This is a genomic window from Pseudomonas sp. Irchel s3h14 (assembly GCF_900187425.1).
Taxonomy (GTDB): Bacteria; Pseudomonadota; Gammaproteobacteria; order Pseudomonadales; family Pseudomonadaceae; genus Aquipseudomonas.
In genome coordinates this window covers 20,005-38,488 of sequence record NZ_FYDJ01000003.1, presented here as the reverse complement: position 1 = coordinate 38,488, position 18,484 = coordinate 20,005, and the positions used below count along the sequence as shown (strand labels likewise).

At 59.8% G+C, this 18,484-nt stretch carries 23 protein-coding genes; 17 read left to right on the top strand and 6 right to left on the bottom strand.

Annotation, left to right across the window (positions count from 1 at the left end):
* The first annotated feature begins 1 nt into the window (after position 1).
* From CKW16_RS06840 to CKW16_RS06830, 3 genes are all read left to right on the top strand, one after another.
* Positions 2-886 carry a CheW domain-containing protein gene (locus CKW16_RS06840; protein WP_095127760.1) on the top strand — a complete coding sequence of 295 codons (885 nt, stop codon included), beginning with the start codon at positions 2-4 and terminating at the stop codon, positions 884-886.
* An 88-nt stretch (positions 887-974) separates the two neighbouring features.
* Positions 975-1,460, top strand: coding sequence for a chemotaxis protein CheW (locus tag CKW16_RS06835; RefSeq protein ID WP_008155806.1), 486 nt, complete (start codon positions 975-977; stop codon positions 1,458-1,460).
* A complete protein-coding gene (locus CKW16_RS06830; protein ID WP_095127759.1) occupies positions 1,461-1,853 on the top strand; it encodes a DUF2802 domain-containing protein in 393 nt (130 codons plus the stop codon).
* Between the two features lie 121 nt (positions 1,854-1,974).
* Here the strand turns inward: CKW16_RS06830 and CKW16_RS06825 are convergent, their stop codons facing one another.
* Both CKW16_RS06825 and CKW16_RS06820 read right to left on the bottom strand, forming a co-directional pair.
* The gene (locus CKW16_RS06825; protein ID WP_095127758.1) at positions 1,975-2,304 is read right to left on the bottom strand and encodes an EscU/YscU/HrcU family type III secretion system export apparatus switch protein; all 330 of its coding nucleotides are present in this window, start codon (positions 2,302-2,304) and stop codon (positions 1,975-1,977) included.
* Positions 2,301-3,875, bottom strand: a complete 1,575-nt coding sequence (locus CKW16_RS06820) for a flagellar hook-length control protein FliK (protein ID WP_095127757.1) — start codon at positions 3,873-3,875, stop codon at positions 2,301-2,303. Before CKW16_RS06820 ends, CKW16_RS06825 begins: the two co-directional genes overlap by 4 nt.
* Before the next feature lie 197 nt (positions 3,876-4,072).
* Here CKW16_RS06820 and ccmA point away from each other — a divergent pair, with 197 nt between their 5' ends.
* The 10 genes from ccmA to CKW16_RS06770 all read left to right on the top strand — a co-directional run bounded on the left by ccmA (position 4,073) and on the right by CKW16_RS06770 (position 11,441).
* Entirely contained in the window at positions 4,073-4,708 is a 636-nt protein-coding gene (gene ccmA, locus CKW16_RS06815) for a cytochrome c biogenesis heme-transporting ATPase CcmA (protein WP_007894233.1), read from the top strand.
* Positions 4,705-5,373 (top strand): heme exporter protein CcmB, encoded by a 669-nt coding sequence (ccmB, locus tag CKW16_RS06810; RefSeq protein WP_008155797.1) that lies wholly within the window; start codon positions 4,705-4,707, stop codon positions 5,371-5,373. The genes ccmA and ccmB overlap by 4 nt, the downstream gene beginning before the upstream one ends.
* Before the next feature lie 78 nt (positions 5,374-5,451).
* Entirely contained in the window at positions 5,452-6,207 is a 756-nt protein-coding gene (locus tag CKW16_RS06805) for a heme ABC transporter permease (protein WP_095127756.1), read from the top strand.
* Positions 6,204-6,380 (top strand): heme exporter protein CcmD, encoded by a 177-nt coding sequence (gene ccmD, locus CKW16_RS06800; RefSeq protein ID WP_007894243.1) that lies wholly within the window; start codon positions 6,204-6,206, stop codon positions 6,378-6,380. The genes CKW16_RS06805 and ccmD overlap by 4 nt, the downstream gene beginning before the upstream one ends.
* Positions 6,377-6,832: a cytochrome c maturation protein CcmE gene (gene ccmE / locus CKW16_RS06795; RefSeq protein ID WP_095127755.1), complete on the top strand. Its 456-nt coding sequence runs from the start codon at positions 6,377-6,379 to the stop codon at positions 6,830-6,832. The genes ccmD and ccmE overlap by 4 nt, the downstream gene beginning before the upstream one ends.
* A gap of 3 nt (positions 6,833-6,835) precedes the next feature.
* Positions 6,836-8,824 (top strand): heme lyase CcmF/NrfE family subunit, encoded by a 1,989-nt coding sequence (locus tag CKW16_RS06790; protein ID WP_095127754.1) that lies wholly within the window; start codon positions 6,836-6,838, stop codon positions 8,822-8,824.
* The gene (locus CKW16_RS06785; RefSeq protein WP_008145551.1) at positions 8,821-9,357 is read left to right on the top strand and encodes a DsbE family thiol:disulfide interchange protein; all 537 of its coding nucleotides are present in this window, start codon (positions 8,821-8,823) and stop codon (positions 9,355-9,357) included. Before CKW16_RS06790 ends, CKW16_RS06785 begins: the two co-directional genes overlap by 4 nt.
* Positions 9,354-9,827: a cytochrome c-type biogenesis protein gene (locus tag CKW16_RS06780; protein WP_008145552.1), complete on the top strand. Its 474-nt coding sequence runs from the start codon at positions 9,354-9,356 to the stop codon at positions 9,825-9,827. The genes CKW16_RS06785 and CKW16_RS06780 overlap by 4 nt, the downstream gene beginning before the upstream one ends.
* Positions 9,820-11,022: a c-type cytochrome biogenesis protein CcmI gene (gene ccmI / locus CKW16_RS06775; protein WP_095127753.1), complete on the top strand. Its 1,203-nt coding sequence runs from the start codon at positions 9,820-9,822 to the stop codon at positions 11,020-11,022. Before CKW16_RS06780 ends, ccmI begins: the two co-directional genes overlap by 8 nt.
* A gap of 14 nt (positions 11,023-11,036) precedes the next feature.
* Positions 11,037-11,441, top strand: coding sequence for a hypothetical protein (locus CKW16_RS06770; RefSeq protein WP_095127752.1), 405 nt, complete (start codon positions 11,037-11,039; stop codon positions 11,439-11,441).
* A gap of 47 nt (positions 11,442-11,488) precedes the next feature.
* Here CKW16_RS06770 and CKW16_RS06765 read toward each other — a convergent pair whose 3' ends face one another.
* Positions 11,489-12,376 carry a LysR family transcriptional regulator gene (locus CKW16_RS06765; protein ID WP_095127751.1) on the bottom strand — a complete coding sequence of 296 codons (888 nt, stop codon included), beginning with the start codon at positions 12,374-12,376 and terminating at the stop codon, positions 11,489-11,491.
* Positions 12,377-12,523: 147 nt separating this feature from the next.
* A complete protein-coding gene (locus CKW16_RS06760) occupies positions 12,524-13,243 on the bottom strand; it encodes an SDR family oxidoreductase (protein ID WP_095127750.1) in 720 nt (239 codons plus the stop codon).
* A gap of 280 nt (positions 13,244-13,523) precedes the next feature.
* Here CKW16_RS06760 and CKW16_RS06755 point away from each other — a divergent pair, with 280 nt between their 5' ends.
* Together CKW16_RS06755 and CKW16_RS06750 are read left to right on the top strand one after the other, a co-directional pair.
* A complete protein-coding gene (locus CKW16_RS06755; protein ID WP_046046350.1) occupies positions 13,524-13,736 on the top strand; it encodes a type II toxin-antitoxin system HicA family toxin in 213 nt (70 codons plus the stop codon).
* On the top strand, positions 13,736-14,140 hold the full coding sequence (locus CKW16_RS06750) for a type II toxin-antitoxin system HicB family antitoxin (protein WP_056742059.1): 405 nt from the start codon (positions 13,736-13,738) through the stop codon (positions 14,138-14,140). The genes CKW16_RS06755 and CKW16_RS06750 overlap by 1 nt, the downstream gene beginning before the upstream one ends.
* 61 nt (positions 14,141-14,201) lie before the next feature.
* Here the strand turns inward: CKW16_RS06750 and CKW16_RS06745 are convergent, their stop codons facing one another.
* Positions 14,202-15,407: an MFS transporter gene (locus tag CKW16_RS06745; protein WP_095127749.1), complete on the bottom strand. Its 1,206-nt coding sequence runs from the start codon at positions 15,405-15,407 to the stop codon at positions 14,202-14,204.
* Between the two features lie 235 nt (positions 15,408-15,642).
* Between CKW16_RS06745 and CKW16_RS06740 the strand changes: the two genes are divergently transcribed.
* The gene (locus CKW16_RS06740) at positions 15,643-16,272 is read left to right on the top strand and encodes a hypothetical protein (protein ID WP_176471528.1); all 630 of its coding nucleotides are present in this window, start codon (positions 15,643-15,645) and stop codon (positions 16,270-16,272) included.
* A 160-nt stretch (positions 16,273-16,432) separates the two neighbouring features.
* Positions 16,433-17,359: a class I SAM-dependent methyltransferase gene (locus CKW16_RS06735; RefSeq protein ID WP_256580452.1), complete on the top strand. Its 927-nt coding sequence runs from the start codon at positions 16,433-16,435 to the stop codon at positions 17,357-17,359.
* A 76-nt stretch (positions 17,360-17,435) separates the two neighbouring features.
* Here CKW16_RS06735 and CKW16_RS06730 read toward each other — a convergent pair whose 3' ends face one another.
* Positions 17,436-18,434 carry a sulfate ABC transporter substrate-binding protein gene (locus CKW16_RS06730; protein WP_095127748.1) on the bottom strand — a complete coding sequence of 333 codons (999 nt, stop codon included), beginning with the start codon at positions 18,432-18,434 and terminating at the stop codon, positions 17,436-17,438.
* Between the last annotated feature and the right edge of the window lie 50 nt (positions 18,435-18,484).

Genomic DNA, 18,484 nt, shown 5'->3' with positions numbered 1-18,484 from the left:
CATGAATCGGCCGGTCAAGATCACCTCGCGTCCGCAAATGGCGCTGCAGTCCTATCTGGACAGCTTGCTGATGGAGGCGACTGAAGAGTTGCCGCCGGAAATCGAAGCGCTGGTTGAAATCGTTGAGGTTGTTGAAGCGGTCGAAGTTGAAGCTGCGCTGGACGAGTTCCAGGCTGCTGTGCTCGAAGAGCAGGCCCGTGATGCGCAGAAACCCGCCATGGTTGCCGCGCCGGTAGCAGCGCCCGTGGCGAAAGCACCGGTAGCCGTGATCGAAGCACCAGCGCCGGTTCTTGCTCCGGTCTCGACCATCGCCCCCCTGCTGCAAGCCTTGGTGCCGCCGGTGGTCGAAGTCCACCTGCCACCGAGCAACACGCCACCACCAGTGGAAACCGATGGTCGTCCGTCCTGGGCCGCCGAACCGTTCGAATGCCTGTTGTTCGATGTTGCCGGGTTGACCCTGGCGGTGCCGCTGGTGTGCCTGGGCTCGATTTATTCTTTGGCCGGTCACGAGCTGACACCGCTGTTCGGTCAGCCGGAATGGTTCCTCGGGATCCTGCCGAGCCAGGCCGGCAACCTGAAAGTATTGGACACCGCGCGTTGGGTCATGCCGGACCGCTACCGCGACGATTTCCGTCAGGGCCTGCAATACGTTATTTCGGTTCAGGGCTACGAATGGGGGCTGGCGGTGCATCAGGTCAGCCGCTCGTTGCGCCTGGACCCGAACGAAATCAAATGGAGAAGTCATCGAGGTCAGCGGCCATGGCTCGCTGGCACGGTGATAGAGCACATGTGTGCGCTGCTGGACGTTTCCGCCCTGGCCGAGTTGATCGCCAGCGGCGGGGCAAAGCACATGGGCGGCATCAAGCCGCTACACAAACCGACATAGCTGCCGACATAACAAGTATGCGACGGCATTGTTGAATGCCGCCAACAGAACACACACCGCCAGAAGCGGTTTTTCGAGGGGTCAGGGTATGAGTAATCAAGCGACGAATGCAAAAGGTTCTGAAGATCCGATCCTGCAATGGGTAACCTTCAAACTGGACAATGAAACCTACGGCATCAACGTGATGCGCGTTCAGGAAGTCCTGCGTTACACCGAGATCGCCCCGGTCCCGGGTGCCCCGAGCTACGTGCTGGGCATCATCAACCTGCGCGGTAACGTGGTCACCGTGATCGACACCCGTCAGCGCTTCGGCCTGATGAATGCCGAGATCAGCGACAACACCCGTATCGTCATCATCGAAGCCGACAAGCAAGTGGTCGGGATCATGGTCGACAGCGTGGCCGAAGTGGTTTACCTGCGTCAGTCGGAAATCGAAACCGCGCCGAACGTCGGTAACGAAGAATCCGCCAAGTTCATTCAAGGCGTGTGCAACAAGAACAACGAACTGCTGATCCTGGTCGAGCTGGACAAGATGATGAGCGAAGAAGAATGGTCGGACCTGGAGAACATCTGATTGATTCTTGAGGTAGCGGTCATTGTCCTGTTCCTCTTTTGGGCAGGCACGCTGGCGATGTTTCTGGCGTACATACGAGGCCAACGACTGATCGCCGCGCAACAGGCCCAGGGCGATGCGCTGCGCGATCAGCGCATCAAGGACCTGGGCAAGCGCGTCGACGACTATCAGAACGGCAACGTGCGCATGGGTGAAGACCTGCACGAACTGCGCGCGGTGGTTGGCCCGTTGCCGGACAAACTGGCTCAGCTGGAACAGCGCGATCCGTCGAGCCTGTCGTTTGCACAGGCGGCAAAACTGGTCGGTATGGGCGCGAGCGTCGATGAACTGACTCAGTCTTGTGGCTTGACCCAGGCTGAGGCGGAGTTGATGAGCAAGTTGCACAAGAACTGACGCCTACCCAAGATCGTTCCCACGCTCTGCGTGGGAACGCCTCTTGGGACGCTCCGCGTTCCGCTGTTGAATGTGACGCGGAGCGTCACGGGCTGCATTCCCACGCGGAGCGTGGGAACGATCAGTAGTGGTCGCCGCGCTCGGTGATGTCCTTCTCGACCATCGGCGCATCCGGATCTTGCCCTTTGGGGAACTTGCCCTTCAAATTCCACGCAAACGCAATAATCTCGGCAATCGTGCGATACAACTCCTCCGGAATACTCTCCCCCAATTCCATCCGCGCCAGCAGCTTCACCAGCTCGGCGTTTTCGTAGATGGGCACTTCATAATCGCGGGCAATCTTCAGAATGGCTTCGGCCAGTGCTTCGTCACCTTTGGCCGTGAGGGTAGGGGCGTGGGTGCCGTCGTACTTGAGCGCGATGGCCTGGCGCGGGGTGTTGGGGTTTTTCATGCGGTTTCGTCGACCCAGCGTTGTTCGAGACGGGTTTGAGGGCCTTGTGGCGGTGTGCCGAGATGGCAATCGAGATCGCCGACATTCAGGCCGGACGCCAGCAGCCGCTGGCGCAGTTCGGCCAGGTTACTTTCGATCAGGCTGGCGGTGTACGGGCGTTCGGCCCACAGCTGGCTGGACAGGCTGCCTTTGATCAGTTGTGCCTGAATCTGCAATGGGCCCAAAGGCTCCATGTCGAACGCCAGGTCCACTCGCCACAACTGTTGTTTGGGTTCGCGCTCGTCGCGGCGTTCGTTTTGCTGTTCTTTCTCGGGCGCTTCTTCGCGCTGGAACTTGACCTGCAACGGCACGATGTCCTGCAGATTGCGCATCGGAATTTCCAGTTGCCAGGTGCTCATCAACCGGCCGTCGTCAGTGACGCCGGTCTGTTCCAGGCTCGACAGTTGATGACTTTGCAGGCGCGAAACAGCCGCTGCTGCCAAACGCAACAAGTGCTCGAGATCGCCTTCGCCGTCCATGCTCTTTAGCAGGCGCTCGGGCAGCGGGAAGCTGGTTGGCTGCGGTTTGGCGCTGACCTGACCGAGCATGCCGAGGGCGCTGCGCACGAAGTTCGGCATGGCCTGGGCCAGTGTGTTGGCGGCAATGATCGCGTTGAGATTGGTGTTGGCCGGCAGGCCTGGCGTCAATTGTGCGATCAGCTTGAGCAGATCGCCTTTCATGTCCGGGGCCAGAGTCGGGTTCTGACCGATGAGCAGTTTGGCTTCAAGGAACAGGCCGCTATTGGCCAGTGCCTGGGCCAGTCCCTTTGGCGTGCTGAGTTGTTGAACATCGGGCAGGCCGGCGAGCAACTTGTCGACGGCAGCACGCAGCTCACTGGAGGTCTGATTCGAGGACGGCAGGTTTTGCAGGAGCTTGAGCAGGCCATCCAACGAGCCCTGGCGACTCTGTTGACTGACCAGTTGTTGGGTCACTGCCAATTGCTCCTGGCGGCTGCTCAATGGCACGAACTTCAGCGTCTGGGTGTCCTGCACCAGGGCGCTCAGCAAGGTGCCGATGCGCAGCGGCGTCGGGCTGTCGATGCTCAGGGTGCTGCCGCTCAACGCGGTATTGAGCAAGCTCACCATCGAGCGAAACACCGTCGGCTGGCCCGGCACCTGCGGCAACACCTGAGAGGTCAGCACTTTGCCTTGCAGCAGCGTGCCGACCGGCAGTTGCGCCGTGTCGATACGGGTGAGGGTGGCAACGCTGGAGGCGATGGCCTGTTGCACGGTGACGGCCAGATTACCCGCCGACGGCTGGGTGATCGCCAGGCTGGTGCCCTGAGGCAGCGGTTGGCTGCTGGTGGCCTGGACCGTGGTCTGACGGCCGCTGTCGAGGGTGACCTTGAGCAACAGTTGAAAGGTCTGATCCGCCTGCTTGAGCGACAGCACTTCGGCCTTGGCGGTCTGGCCCGCAGTGATCAGGCCCTCCATCGGCGTCAGCAACTTCAGCAGGTCGCCACTCACCACCAGCGGCCGCGAAGTCGCGGGGGTGGTCTGCGGTAGCGGGAGGATGTTCATTTCGCCTGTCATACGCGGTCACAACCTGAGGAAATTGCCCTCTTTAGAGTAGGGCATGGCATGTATAATGCCGCCCCGTTGTATCCGGGGCGCTGAAAACATTTCAAATACTTGATCCAGCTCCTTAGAACGGGCCGCCAATGCATTTATCCTGCATATCTTTAACGGCCGCTCCACTGCCGACTTGAACCCAAAAGGCCCGTGATCTCTTGACCAGTCCTGTCCTGCAAACCGTTGCCCTCGCCTGTGAGCGAGACCTTCGGCTGCTCTTCGAAAATCTCGAATTGAGACTGGCCAGTGGCGAAATGTTGCAAATCAGCGGCCCCAACGGCAGTGGCAAAACCAGCCTTTTACGTCTGCTTTGCGGTCTGATGCAGCCGACTGCCGGTCAGGTGCTGCTCAATGGCCAGCCACTGAACGAGCAACGCTTTGAGCTGGCGCGCAACCTGCTGTGGATCGGCCATGCCGCCGGGATCAAGGATCTGCTGACGCCGGAAGAGAACTTGAGCTGGCTTTGCGCCCTGCATCAACCGGCCTCCCATGAGGCGATCTGGCAGGCGCTGACGGCTGTCGGACTGCGCGGTTTCGAGGATGTTCCTTGCCACACGTTGTCTGCCGGGCAGCAACGCCGGGTCGCGTTGGCGCGGTTGTACCTGGAAAGCCCGCCGCTATGGATCCTCGATGAGCCGTTCACCGCGCTCGACAAACAAGGCGTGGCGCAACTCGAAGAACACCTGGCCGCACACTGCGAGCGCGGTGGCATGGTGGTCCTGACCACTCACCACACGCTGACCCGGATGCCAGCCGGCTATCGCGACATTGATCTGGGGAATTGGGCCGTATGAGTGTTTTCGGCCTGTTGGTCGCCCGTGAAGCCCGATTGTTGTTCCGCCGTCCGGCGGAGTTGGCCAATCCGCTCGTATTCTTCGCGATTGTCGTTTCCCTGTTCCCGTTGGCGGTCGGACCCGAGTCTCAATTGTTGCAAACCTTGTCTCCGGGACTGGTCTGGGTAGCGGCCCTTTTATCGGTTTTGCTCTCGCTGGACGGGCTTTTCCGCAGTGATTTCGAAGACGGATCGCTTGAACAGTGGGTCCTTTCGTCGCACCCCCTGCCTCTTCTGGTTTTGGCCAAGGTACTGGCACACTGGTCCTTCTCTGGCCTGGCATTGGTTTTGCTCGCTCCATTGCTGGCCTTGATGCTCGGTTTGCCAACCGCCTGTCTGCCGGTGTTGCTGCTTTCGTTGTTGCTGGGTACACCGGTGCTGAGCCTGCTCGGTGCGGTGGGCGCAGCCCTGACGGTGGGATTGAAGCGTGGCGGCCTGTTGTTGGCGCTGCTGATCCTGCCGTTGTACATCCCGGTGTTGATTCTCGGCAGTGGCGCCTTGCAGGCGGCATTGCAGGGCATGCCGGCGACCGGTTATCTCCTGTGGCTTGGTAGCCTGACCGCCCTGGCGATAACCCTGACACCTTTTGCAATAGCTGCTGGCCTGAAGATCAGCGTCGGCGAATAATGAGGTCTGATCAAATTTTGATCAGTAAAGACCCTGCGCTGCTCGTGATGGCGAGCAGCAACCGTGATGGAAACAGTAATGAACTGGACTTGGTTTCATAAGCTCGGCTCGCCCAAATGGTTTTACGGCATCAGCGGCAAACTGCTGCCGTGGCTGAGTGTCGCGGCGTTGCTACTGATCAGCGTTGGTGTAGTGTGGGGCCTGGCCTTCGCGCCGCCGGACTACCAGCAGGGCAACAGCTTTCGCATCATTTATATCCACGTTCCGGCCGCCCTGCTGGCCCAGTCCATCTACGTGATGCTGGCCGTGTGCGGCATCGTCGGGCTGGTGTGGAAGATGAAGCTGGCCGACGTCGCCCTGCAATGCGCGGCGCCCATCGGTGCCTGGATGACCGCCGTGGCGCTGGTCACCGGCGCGATCTGGGGCAAACCGACGTGGGGTTCGTGGTGGGTCTGGGATGCACGACTTACGTCCATGCTTATTCTGCTGTTTCTGTACTTCGGTCTTATTGCGCTGGGCAATGCGATCAGCAATCGTGACAGTGCCGCCAAGGCCTGCGCGGTATTGGCGATTGTCGGCGTGATCAACATCCCGATCATCAAATACTCGGTGGAGTGGTGGAACACCCTGCACCAGGGCGCGACGTTCACCCTCACCGAAAAACCGGCAATGCCCGCCGAGATGTGGCTGCCACTGCTGCTGACGGTGCTGGGTTTCTACTGTTTCTTCGGCGCGGTGTTGCTGCTGCGCATGCGTCTTGAAGTGCTCAAGCGCGAAGCCCGCGCCAGTTGGGTCAAGGCCGAAGTGCAGAACAGTCTGGAGGCCGCTCGATGAGTTTTGCTTCATTCGGCGACTTCCTCGCCATGGGCCATCACGGCCTGTATGTCTGGTCAGCCTATGGCATTAGCCTGGCGGTGCTGGCCCTCAACGTGGCGGCGCCGATCCTGGCCCGCAAGCGGTATCTGCAACAAGAGGCGCGTCGTCTGCGCCGGGAGAACGGCAAGTGAATCCGCTGCGCAAAAAGCGTCTTATCATCATTCTCGCGATCCTGGTCGGTGTCGGCGCTGCCGTCGGCCTGGCCCTGAGCGCCCTGCAGCAGAACATCAATCTGTTTTACACCCCGACCCAGATCGCCAACGGCGAAGCCCCGCAAGACACGCGGATCCGCGCTGGCGGCATGGTCGAGAAAGGTTCGCTGCAACGCTCCGGCGATTCGCTGGACGTGAAATTCATCGTCACTGACTTCAAAAAATCCGTGACCATCAGCTACCGCGGCATCCTCCCGGACCTGTTCCGCGAAGGGCAGGGCATCGTTGCCCTGGGCAAGCTCAACGCCGACGGCGTGGTGGTGGCCGACGAAGTGCTGGCCAAGCACGACGAGAAGTACATGCCGCCAGAAGTGACCAAGGCTTTGAAAGACAGTGGTCAATCTGCTCCAACGCCCGCGAAGGAGGGTTGATCGATGACGTCCGGACTCTATATTCCTGAACTCGGCCACCTGGCCATGATTCTGGCGCTGTGTTTTGCGCTGGTTCAGGCCGTGGTGCCGTTGTTCGGTGCCTGGCGCGGTGACCGCTTGTGGATGAGCCTCGCTCAACCAGCGGCTTGGGGGCAATTCGCGTTTCTGCTGTTCTCCTTCGGTTGCCTGACTTACGCCTTCATGGCCGACGATTTCTCCGTCGCCTACGTTGCCAGCAACTCCAACAGCGCGTTGCCGTGGTACTACAAGTTCAGCGCGGTGTGGGGCGCTCACGAAGGGTCATTGCTGCTGTGGGCGTTGATTCTCGGCGGCTGGACCTTCGCGGTGTCGGTATTCTCCCGGCAGTTGCCGCAAGTGATGCTGGCTCGCGTGCTGGCGGTGATGGGCATGATCAGCACGGGTTTCCTGCTGTTCCTGATCCTCACGTCCAACCCGTTTGCACGGATCCTGCCGCAGATTCCTGCGGACGGTCGTGATCTCAACCCACTGTTGCAAGACATCGGCCTGATCGTTCATCCGCCGATGCTGTACATGGGCTATGTCGGTTTCTCCGTGGCGTTCGCGTTCGCCATCGCTGCACTGCTGGGCGGTCGTCTTGATGCTGCGTGGGCTCGCTGGTCCCGTCCGTGGACCATCGTCGCCTGGGCCTTCCTCGGTATCGGTATCACCCTCGGTTCGTGGTGGGCGTACTACGAGCTCGGCTGGGGCGGCTGGTGGTTCTGGGACCCGGTGGAAAATGCCTCGTTCATGCCATGGCTGGTGGGTACGGCGCTGATTCACTCGTTGGCGGTCACGGAAAAACGTGGCGTGTTCAAGAGCTGGACCGTGTTGCTGGCCATCGCCGCGTTCTCGTTGAGTTTGCTGGGGACCTTCCTCGTGCGTTCCGGCGTGCTGACCTCGGTTCACGCCTTTGCGTCCGATCCTGAACGCGGCGTGTTCATCCTGATCTTCCTGCTGTTTGTGGTCGGTGGCTCGCTAACGCTGTTCGCCCTGCGCGCTCCCGTGGTGAAGAGCCACGTTGGCTTCAACCTCTGGTCCCGGGAAACCCTGCTGCTGGGTAACAACCTGGTGCTGGTGGTGGCGGCTTCGATGATTCTGCTCGGCACCTTGTATCCGCTGATCCTCGATGCAATGACCGGCGCCAAGCTGTCGGTCGGCCCGCCGTACTTCAACGCACTGTTCATTCCGTTGATGGCCTTGCTGATGGTGGTGATGGCGGTCGGCATGTTGGTGCGCTGGAAAGACACCCCGGTCAAATGGCTGTTGAGCATGCTGACCCCGGTGTTGCTCGGCAGCGCCGCGCTGGCCGTGGTCGCCGGTGTCGCTTATGGCGATTTCAATTGGGCAGTGATTGCGACGTTCATGCTCGCCGCCTGGGTGTTGCTGGCCGGTGTGCGTGACATCTTCGACAAGACCCGCCACAAAGGCCTGATCAAAGGCCTGCCGACCCTGACCCGCAGTTATTGGGGCATGCAGGTCGCTCACCTCGGCATCGCCGTGTGTGCCCTCGGCGTCGTGCTGTCGAGCCAGAACAGTGCCGAGCGCGACCTGCGCCTGGCGCCGGGCGAGTCCATGGACTTGGGCGGTTACCAGTTTGTGTTCGAAGGCGCCAAGCACTTCGAAGGCCCGAACTTCACCTCCGACAAGGGCACCGTTCGGGTGATCCGCAACGGCAAGGAAGTCAGCGTGCTGCACCCGGAAAAACGCCTCTACACCGTGCAGAATTCGGTGATGACCGAAGCCGGGATCGACGCCGGTTTCACCCGCGACCTCTACGTCGCACTCGGCGAACCGTTGGGCGATGGCGCCTGGGCCGTTCGCGTCCACGTCAAACCATTCGTACGCTGGATCTGGTTCGGTGGGCTGCTCACCGGTTTGGGCGGGTTGCTGGCGGCATTCGATCGCCGTTACCGGGTCAAGGTGAACAGCCGTGTGCGTGAAGCACTGGGCATGACGGGAGCCACGGCATGAGACGTTGGTTGATGCTGTTGCCCCTGGTGATTTTCCTGGTGGTGGCTGTTTTCCTTTATCGCGGTCTGTTCCTGAACCCGGCCGAGTTGCCCTCGGCGATGATCAACAAGCCGTTCCCGGAGTTTTCCCTGCCGGCCGTGCAGGGCGACAAAACCCTGACCAAGGCGGACATTCTGGGCAAACCAGCGCTGGTTAACGTCTGGGGCACCTGGTGCATTTCCTGCCGGGTCGAGCACCCAGTGCTGAACAAACTGGCCGAGAAGGGCGTGGTGATCTACGGCATAAACTACAAGGACGTCAACGCTGACGCCTTGAAGTGGCTCGTGGAATTCCACAATCCGTACCAGCTGGACATCCGTGACGACGCAGGCACATTGGGTTTGAACCTGGGCGTGTACGGTGCTCCGGAAACCTTCTTCATCGACGCCAAGGGCATCATCCGTGACAAGTTCGTTGGCGTGATCGACGAACAGGTCTGGCGCGAAAAACTGGCCGCAAAGTATCAGGCGCTGGTTGATGAGGCCAAGCCATGAAGCGCTGGATAGCCGCCGCGGTGTTGGGCTTGAGCATGGCCGGTGTGGCGCACGCAGCCATCGATACCTACGAGTTCGCCAAAGAAGGTGATCGCGAGCGTTTTCGCGAGCTGACCAAAGAGTTGCGTTGCCCCAAGTGCCAGAATCAGGACATTGCCGATTCCAATGCACCGATCGCCGCTGACCTGCGCAAAGAGATTTTTCGCATGCTCGGCGAGGGCAAGGACAATCAGCAGATCATCGACTTCATGGTCGACCGCTACGGTGATTTCGTCCGCTACAAACCCGCTCTGAACGCCAAGACTGCTGTGCTCTGGTTCGGCCCTGCCGGCCTGTTGCTGGGCGGTTTTGTGATCATCGCCGTGATCGTCCGCCGTCGTCGCGTGCAACGCGCCGACACCAAGGATGAGCTTTCCGCCGAGGAGCGTGAGCGCCTCGACCACCTGTTGGATAAAACCAAGAATGATTGATTTCTGGCTCGCTGCAGGTCTGCTACTTCTGGTTGCCCTGAGTTTTCTGCTGATCCCTGTTCTGCGTGGTCGTCGCGCCCAGCTTGAGGAAGATCGTACGGCCCTGAACGTCGCGCTGTATCAGGAACGCGTGGCTGAGTTGCAGACTCAGCAGGAAGAGGGCGTTCTCGACGCCGTGCAAATGGACACCGGTCGCGCCGAAGCCGCCCGTGAATTGCTCGCGGATACCGAAGGCGTCGAGGCACCACGCGTATCCCGCCTGGGCAAACCGTGGCCCTTGCTGGCGGCGATTCTGGTGCCGGTGTTGGGCCTCGGCCTGTACCTGCATTTCGGGGCGAGCGACAAGGTCGAACTGACCCGCGAATTCTCCCAGGCGCCGCAGTCGATGGAAGAGATGACCCGTCGTCTGGAGCGTGCAGTCGCGGCTCAGCCGGATTCGGCTGAAGGCCTGTATTTCCTCGGTCGCACGTACATGGCTCAGGATCGCCCTGGCGATGCGGCGAAAATCTTCGAACGCACGGTGAGCCTGGCCGGTCGTCAGCCGGAACTGTTGGGCCAATGGGCGCAGGCCCAGTACTTCGCCGACGGCAAGAAGTGGTCGGACAAGGTTCAGGCCCTGACCGACGAAGCACTCAAAGCCGATCCGAAAGAAGTCACCAGTCTTGGCTTGCTCGGTATTGCTGCCTTTGAAGGCCAGCGTTATCAGGACGCCATCGACTACTGGAATCGCCTGCTGGTGCAACTGCCACCGGAGGACAGTTCCCGTGCCGCGCTGCAAGGCGGGATCACTCGGGCCACCGAGAAACTCGAAGCCAGCGGCGGCAAGGTGGCCCAGGCGCCCGCCGCCAAGGTGGCGGCATTGCTCAAGGTGCGCGTGGATCTGGCGCCAGAGCTGAAAGCCAAGGTCCAGCCGGGCGACAGCGTATTCATCTTTGCCCGCGCCACCGCAGGGCCTCCTGCGCCATTGGCCGCCAAGCGCCTGACCGTGGCCGACTTGCCGGCGACCGTTGAGCTGGGCGACGCCGACGCAATGATGCCGCAGTTGAAACTGTCGAACTTCCCTGAAGTCCAACTGGTTGCACGCATCTCCCGCGCCGGCCAACCCACTGCCGGCGAATGGATCGGTCGCAGCCAGCCTCTGGCCAGCAGCACCACTGCACAGCAAACACTGACCATCGACAGCCCGGACAAATGACAGGAAACGCCACTATGACCGCCATCGCTCGTATCACCCTGCTCAGTATGGTTTTGGGGTTAAGCGCTTGCGTGGTCCAACCGCAGCAGCCTGAACGGCTGCCACCGATCCCACCGTCGCAGCCGCGTCCGACGCCGTCCCCGACACCGACTCCGAGCAAACCGAGCATTCCGGCCAAGCCCGCCAAACCGCTGCCACGCACCTCCGCCAGCTTCGCGCCGCCGCCGGGTGGCAACAGCCATTGGGATGCCAAGCTAGGCGTGTACGTTCTCGATGATCAGACCAACACCTTCTACCGCCAGCGCACGTACTACCGCTGGGATAACGGCTGGAGCCGGTCGATCAGCCCGAACGGGCCATGGGAAGAAACGGATATCCAAGGCGTGCCGGGCGGGTTGGGACGGCAATTCGGGCAGTAAACAAAAACGGCGATCTCAGGATTGCCGTTTTGCTTTCTGAGCGTTTCTCAGACCTCCTTTGTCAGCAACCCCTGCACATACTCCACAAACGCCCGAGCCTTCGCACTGGCCATTCTGCCGGTGGGAAACACCGCCCAAAGGTCCTGATTCGGCAACGTCCAATCCTTCATCACTTCCCTGACTGCGCCGTTGGCCAGTTCCGGTGCAAACATCCATTCGGACGCCATGGTCAGTCCTTGATGGGCTAGCACGGCTGCACGCAGGCCTTCGGCGGCGTTGACGCGAATTCGCCCGTTGATGATCACTGCCTGTTCTTCCGACGCCTTGTGGAATTGCCAATTGGCACCGCCACCCAAGGTGTAGACGACTGCTTGATGTTTGCTCAGATCGGCAGGGCAGGTAGGCTCGCCGTGTTTTTCGAAATAAGCGGGCGTGCCCAGCACCATGCGACGACACTCGGCGATCTTGCGGGCGGTGAGGCCGGAGTCGCTCTGGGCGCCCATGCGCAGGGCGACATCGACGCCTTCTTCCACCAGATTGATGTTGCGATCGTCCAGCATCAGGTCGATGTTCAGGTCCGGGTTCTGATCGAGAAATGGCCCCAGGTGCGGAACGATGTGCAGTCGGCCAAAGGTTACGGCGGCGCAGATGCGCAGGTTGCCGGTCAGGCCGCTGGCGGCACCGCGAGCGGCATTGTCAGCTTCATCAGCCTCTTCGATGGCACGCTTGGACCGTTCGAAAAAGGCCAGGCCAGCTTCGGTGGGTGTCAGGCCTCGGGTCGAGCGCAACAGCAGCCTGACCGCGAGGCGTGCCTCCAAATGCGCGATGGTTTTCGAGACGGCGGGCTGGCCGATATTCAGGCGCCGTGCTGCGGCGGAAAACGAGCCGGTTTCCACCACGTAGACGAAGGTTTCCATTGCGGCGAGGCGGTCCATTTTGAGTCCTTGTGGAGATCAAATTGTGGGAGCGGGCTTGCTCGCGAAAGCGGTGTATCAGTCGACATCAATGGTGAATGTCAGTCCGTCTTCGCGAGCAAGTCGGATCGCCGCATCGCCGCTCCCACATTTGATTGGTGTTGTTGGTTAGAACGCCGCTTTGCCTATCGAAGACCCACCGTCGACAAACAAGGTTTGCCCGGTGATAAACCCGCTCTGCTCGGACAACAAAAACGCAATCGCCGCCGCGATCTCCTGCGGTTGCCCCAACCTCCCCATCGGCACACCGGCCAGATACCGCGCTTCACCTTCGCTGCCCGGTGGGTTGTTGGCGCGAAACAGTTCGGTTTCAGTCGGCCCCGGCGCCACGGCGTTTACTGTCACGCCGGTTTGCGCCAGTTCCAGCGCCCAGGATCGCGTGAAGCTGATCAGCGCCGCTTTGGCCGCCGCGTAGGCGGTGCGCTGCGTGATACCCAGCACGGTCAGACTGGAAATATTCACCACCCGACCCCAGGCCTTGGCGCGCATGCTCGGCAGCAGTGCCTGAGTAGCCTGCAATGCCGAATGCAGGTTGACCCGCATCACGTCGTCGAACGTGTCGAGATCGATTTCCCCCAGGACTTGCGGGCGTACCAGGCCGACGTTATTCACCAGCCCGTCGAACTCATAAGTCCTGGCCAGCTCCGCCAGCACTTCCTGAGTCAGTGCCCTGTCGCTCAGATCCAGCGGAAACAGAATGCCGGGAAAGCTCAGGTCGGGCGATCGGGCGATTCCGACCACCCGATGACCCGCGCGGTCCAGGTGCTCGGCGACCGCGCGGCCGATGCCTTTGCTGGCGCCGGTGATGAGGAAGGTACGTCGGGTCATTACACACTCCTTGAAAGAACATGCCGCGGCTCAGGCGGCATTTGATCGGTTCAGCCGCGAATCGCATCCAGCATCGCGTCAGGCTCAGGACGCTGAGTGTAATCCGGGTTGACCTCGGCGTAACGGAGCAGGCTGAGCGAAAGTATTCATTCTTGGGAAGAATGCCACGGACCGCAATCACACTCTGTAAAACAACCGAGCGTCGCGTTCCGGATTTTTGTGCTTGAGTAAAGATAACTCTAGGGTTACTTTTGTTTGGGCCTGAGCAAGGAGGCGAGTGGTGCAGAGCAGGCTATTGATCAAGGAGTTGGAGGAGGCCGGGTGGATACTGGATCGGATTACCGGGAGCCATCACATCTTCAAACACCGATACAACCCGTACACGATACCCGTCCCTCATCCGAAAAAGGATTTGCCGATCGGGACGGTCAAAAGCATCAGGAGGCGAGCCGGGTTGTATTGCCCGGGAGCCAGTTACGCAGGAGATCCATAATGCAATATCCAATCTGTATCGAGTGGGGCGACGAGAACACCGCCATCGGTATTCAGATCCCCGATATTCCAGGCGCCGTAACGGCCGGGGATACGTTTGAAGACGCCTACAACGCGGCGGTCGAGATTGCCCACATCATGCTTCAGGAGATTGCGGCTGACGGGGAATCGATTCCCATGCCTACATCTGCTGCCGCTCACCGTGGCAATCCGGACTTTGCCGACATGGGCTGGGGAATGCTTGAGCTGGACATCGCGCCGTACATGGGCAAAACCGAGAAGGTCAACGTGACGCTGCCCGGCTACGTGATCCAGCGCATTGATCGATATGTGCGCGAGCACAATGTCAAAAGCCGCTCTTCCTTTCTGGCAGATGCGGCGATGGAGAAGTTGGTCAGGCACTGAGTGAAATCGAGACCATTGCCTTCGCGGGCGCCTAACGCTTGCCCGCGAAGCTATTGGTGGACTATGCCGTCGCCAACGAACGCTTCTCTGAAACACTCAAAAACCGCAACAACGCCAACAGCGGAAATGCGCTACCCACAATCACGATCCACAACCAGCCGCCATGTTCATACACCGCACTGGCCACCGAGGAACCAAACGCGCCGCCGATAAAAATGCTGGTCATGTACAACGCATTCAGGCGGCTGCGGCTTTTAGCGTCGAGGGCATAGACCGCGCGTTGGCCGAGGACCATGTTCATCTGCACGCAGAAGTCGAGCACCACGCCGGTGACGGCAAGGCCGATGACGCTGTAGACCGGGTGGATGAAGGCGGGCAGGAAGCTCAGGCTGGCGAACAGCAGGGCCAGCAGTGAAGCAATGCGGGTGTGGCCGGCATCGGCCAGTCGACCGGCAATGGGGGCGGCGATGGCGCCGATGGCCCCGACCAGGGCGAAGATCGCGATCTGGGTTTGCGACAAGCCATGATTGCGCGCCAGTTCCAGCGGCACGGCGGTCCAGAACAGGCTGAAGGTGGCGAACATGCACCCCTGGTAAAACGCGCGCTGACGCAACACCGGTTGTTGACGCAACAGAGTCCACAGAGAGCCCAGCAACTGACCATAAGAAGCGCTGTGATCAGGCTGGCGCTTGGGAATCGTCAGCGCCAGCACGATGCTGATCGCCGCCATCAGCACCGCTGCAATCACAAACATCGCACGCCAGCCAAAATGGTCAGCCACCACGCTGGACACTGGTCGCGCCAATAGAATTCCCAACAGCAAACCGCCCATGATCCCGCCGACCACACGCCCGCGAGACTCTTCCGGCGCCAGATGCGCGGCCAGTGGAATCAGGATCTGCACCGACACCGAACTGAACCCCACCAGCAACGAGATCAGCAAAAACACGTTTGGCTGATCGGTGAACGCAGCGCCCAACAGACTGGCAATCGCCACCACGGTAGTGATGATCATCAAACGGCGGTTTTCCAGCAGATCACCCAGTGGCACCAGGAAGAACAGACCCAACGCATAACCGATCTGGGTCAGCGAAACGATCAGGCTGGCCATGGTGCTGGTCAGGCCGATGTCCGGCGCGATCAGGCCGATGATCGGTTGGGCGTAGTAAATGTTGGCAACGATGGCGCCGCAGCAGAAGGCGAATAGCAGCACCATGCCTCGGGTCATTGTTGCGGTGCCGTGGGGCACCTGGGTCGCTGGCTTCATAACGGGTCTCGCTGAGCAAAAGAGAATGCGCGCAGGCTAATGGGCTATCGGAATGGGCAGAAGAGGGTTTGGAGTGATAGCACTCATTCCGTTGCGGAATGAGTGACGGACGTGTGTGATGTCCATCGAGGAGCCTTGCGTCAAAATATCGAGGTCCGATGATACATTCACTTACATCCTGTTCGATAGCGTGCTTATGTTCTCTATTCACATTTCCTAAACGGAAGGCACTTTCATGAATGCGATGTTTCGTCACCTGATTCGCGGCGCTTCAGTGGTTACCTTGATCGGCTTGTTCACGGCAGGTCTTGCCCAGGCTGCTGACGCGCCGGGCATGCGCATCGGCGTTCGCGGCGAAATCACCGGGGTCAGCCCCGACGTGCTGAAAGTCCACGTCAACAGTGGTGAAAACGTGGTCATCAACCTGACCAAAGACACCAAGGTCCGCGCTGTCACCCTGGCCAATATCGAAGACATCAAACCCGGCAGCTACATCGGTTCGGCTGCCATACCGCAGGAGGACGGAACCCTCAAGGCACTGGAAGTCCACGTCTTCCCACCGGAACTGGCCGGCAGCGGCGACGGCCATCGGCCGTTCGACCTGGCCAAGGGCAGCAGCATGACCAATGGCAGCGTGGGCGATCTGGTGGTCAGCAATGGTCGGGTCTTGACCGTCAACTACAAGGGCGGTCAGCAGAAGATTCTGGTGCCGGAGGATGTGCCGATCGTGAACCTGGTGCCGGGTGATCGCAGCTTGCTGAAGGTGGGGGTGAAGATTGTGACGTTCGTCACTCAGAGTGCCGACGGGACGCTCACCGCCCAATCGATTGCGGCGGGTAAGGACGGGGTCACGCCGCCGATGTAGCGGCCGCCAGATCGCCATCACCGAGTAGCATCAGGTCGGCCGATTCTGGCTCAATATTTTTATGCGCCAGCCGATAGCGTGAGTGCGCGGATCGGTTGTTGGCTTCGCGTTTATTTCTCAAATGATGTCTGGAATTGTGTTCCAGAGACTTGGAGTCGATATGAAAGTGCAGGGCATGGCGTTGGCCAGCAAGTATTGTCAGGGTGCAGGTCTGGAAATCGGTGCTGCCGCGCACAACGCGTTCTATTTGCCGAACTGCCTCAACCTGGCCCCCTGCGATGGCGAGTCTTTTTTGTATCCTCTGGATCTGCTGGACTACAACGGCTACAAAAAAGAACAGGCCAACTATCAGGCCGAAGCCGCCAAAGTGGATGCGCTGGGCGACTTCATGGAGATTCCTTTTCCCGACGACACCTTCGATTACCTGATCACCTCGCATGTGATCGAGCACGTACCGAACCTGTTCGCGGCGTATGTCGAGTCCTCCCGTGTGGTGAAGGACGGTGGTGTGTTCTTCTGCATTTTTCCGAACAGAAACGCCGAACCTACCGATCAGATGCGTGCGCTGACCACCCTCGAGCAGATGGTCGATGCCTACGAAAATCGCGTCGATATGAGCAACATGAGCGAGCAGGCGTGGCGGGGTCACTACCAGGTGTTTTCTTTGCAAAGCATGCTGCGGGCGATCAACCTGATCAACAACGTCGGACTTGGTCACTGGCTGATCGAGTGCGTCGAAGAGAGGGATTCGAAAGTCGGCAACGGACACACGGTTGTATTGAGAAAGCAGCTCGGGTTGTCCGCTTCGGTTTATAAAGACGTCGCCCGGTTCAACGAAGCGTTCAATGTGCGGCTGGCTGCACAAGACCTTGGCGGCGCGTTGCAGATGGTCAAGGTTGCCCTGTCATTCGACTTCTTCAACGCCAATCACCTGTATCTGGCCTTCGCGCTCAATTGCCAATTGGACAATGTCCAGGAAGGCGTAGAGTTTTTGCGCCAGGCGTTGATCATCAATTCTGAAAACGAGGAGTATCGCAAGCTGTACGTGCAGTTCACCGGCGGCCCGTTTATCAATCCCGTGGCGTGAGTATTGACGCTCGACATTGCTGGCGCGCACAAAAAAGGCGACCTTCTCAGGTCGCCTTTTTCATTGGGCTCAGGAATTACTGACCGCTGTAAATCTGATCAAAAACCCCACCATCATTGAAGTGGGTCTTCTGCACAGTCCGCCAGTCACCAAAGGTCTTCTCCACCGAAAGGAAATCCACTTTCGGGAAACGATCGGTGTACTTGGCCAACACCGCCGGATCACGCGGTCGCAGGTAGTTCGCCGCCGCAATTTCCTGACCTTCCGGCGACCACAGGTACTTCAAATACTCCTCGGCCGCAGCGCGGGTGCCCTTCTTGTCGACGGTTTTGTCGACCACCGACACTGGCGGCTCGGCTTCGGCGGAAACACTTGGGTAGATCACTTCGAACTGATCACGACCAAACTCACGGGCAATCATTTCCGCTTCGTTTTCGAAGGTCACCAGCACATCACCAATCTGGTTGGTCATGAAGGTCGTAGTGGCTGCGCGGCCACCGGTATCCAGCACCGGCGCTTGTTTGAACAGCTTGCCGACGAAGTCTTTGGCTTTGCTTTCGTCGCCACCGTTTTTCAGCACATAACCCCAGGCCGAGAGGTAGGTGTAGCGGCCGTTACCCGACGTTTTCGGGTTAGGCACGATCACCTGCACGCCGTCCTTGAGCAGGTCGGGCCAGTCTTTCAGGGCTTTCGGGTTGCCTTTGCGGACGATGAACACCGTGGCCGAGGTGAATGGCGCACTGTTGTTCGGCAGGCGGGTGACCCAGTTGTCCGGGACCAGTTTGCCGTTGTCCGCCAGGGCGTTGATGTCGGTGGCCATGTTCATGGTGATGACGTCAGCCGGCAGGCCATCGATCACCGAACGCGCCTGTTTGCTGGAGCCGCCGAAGGACATCTGCAGGGTGATGTTTTCGTTGTGCTCGGCTTGCCAGTGTTTCTGGAAGGCAGTGTTGTAGTCCTTGTAGAAATCGCGCATCACGTCGTAGGAAACGTTAAGCAGGGTCGGTGCGGCCTGAGCCACGCTGGACAGAGCCAGGCCAGCGGCCAGAAGTGAGGCGCCAAAGAGTTTTTTCACTGCGCAGTCCTTGTTCTGAATAGGTGTTTTTATTAAAAGTGAGGCAATTT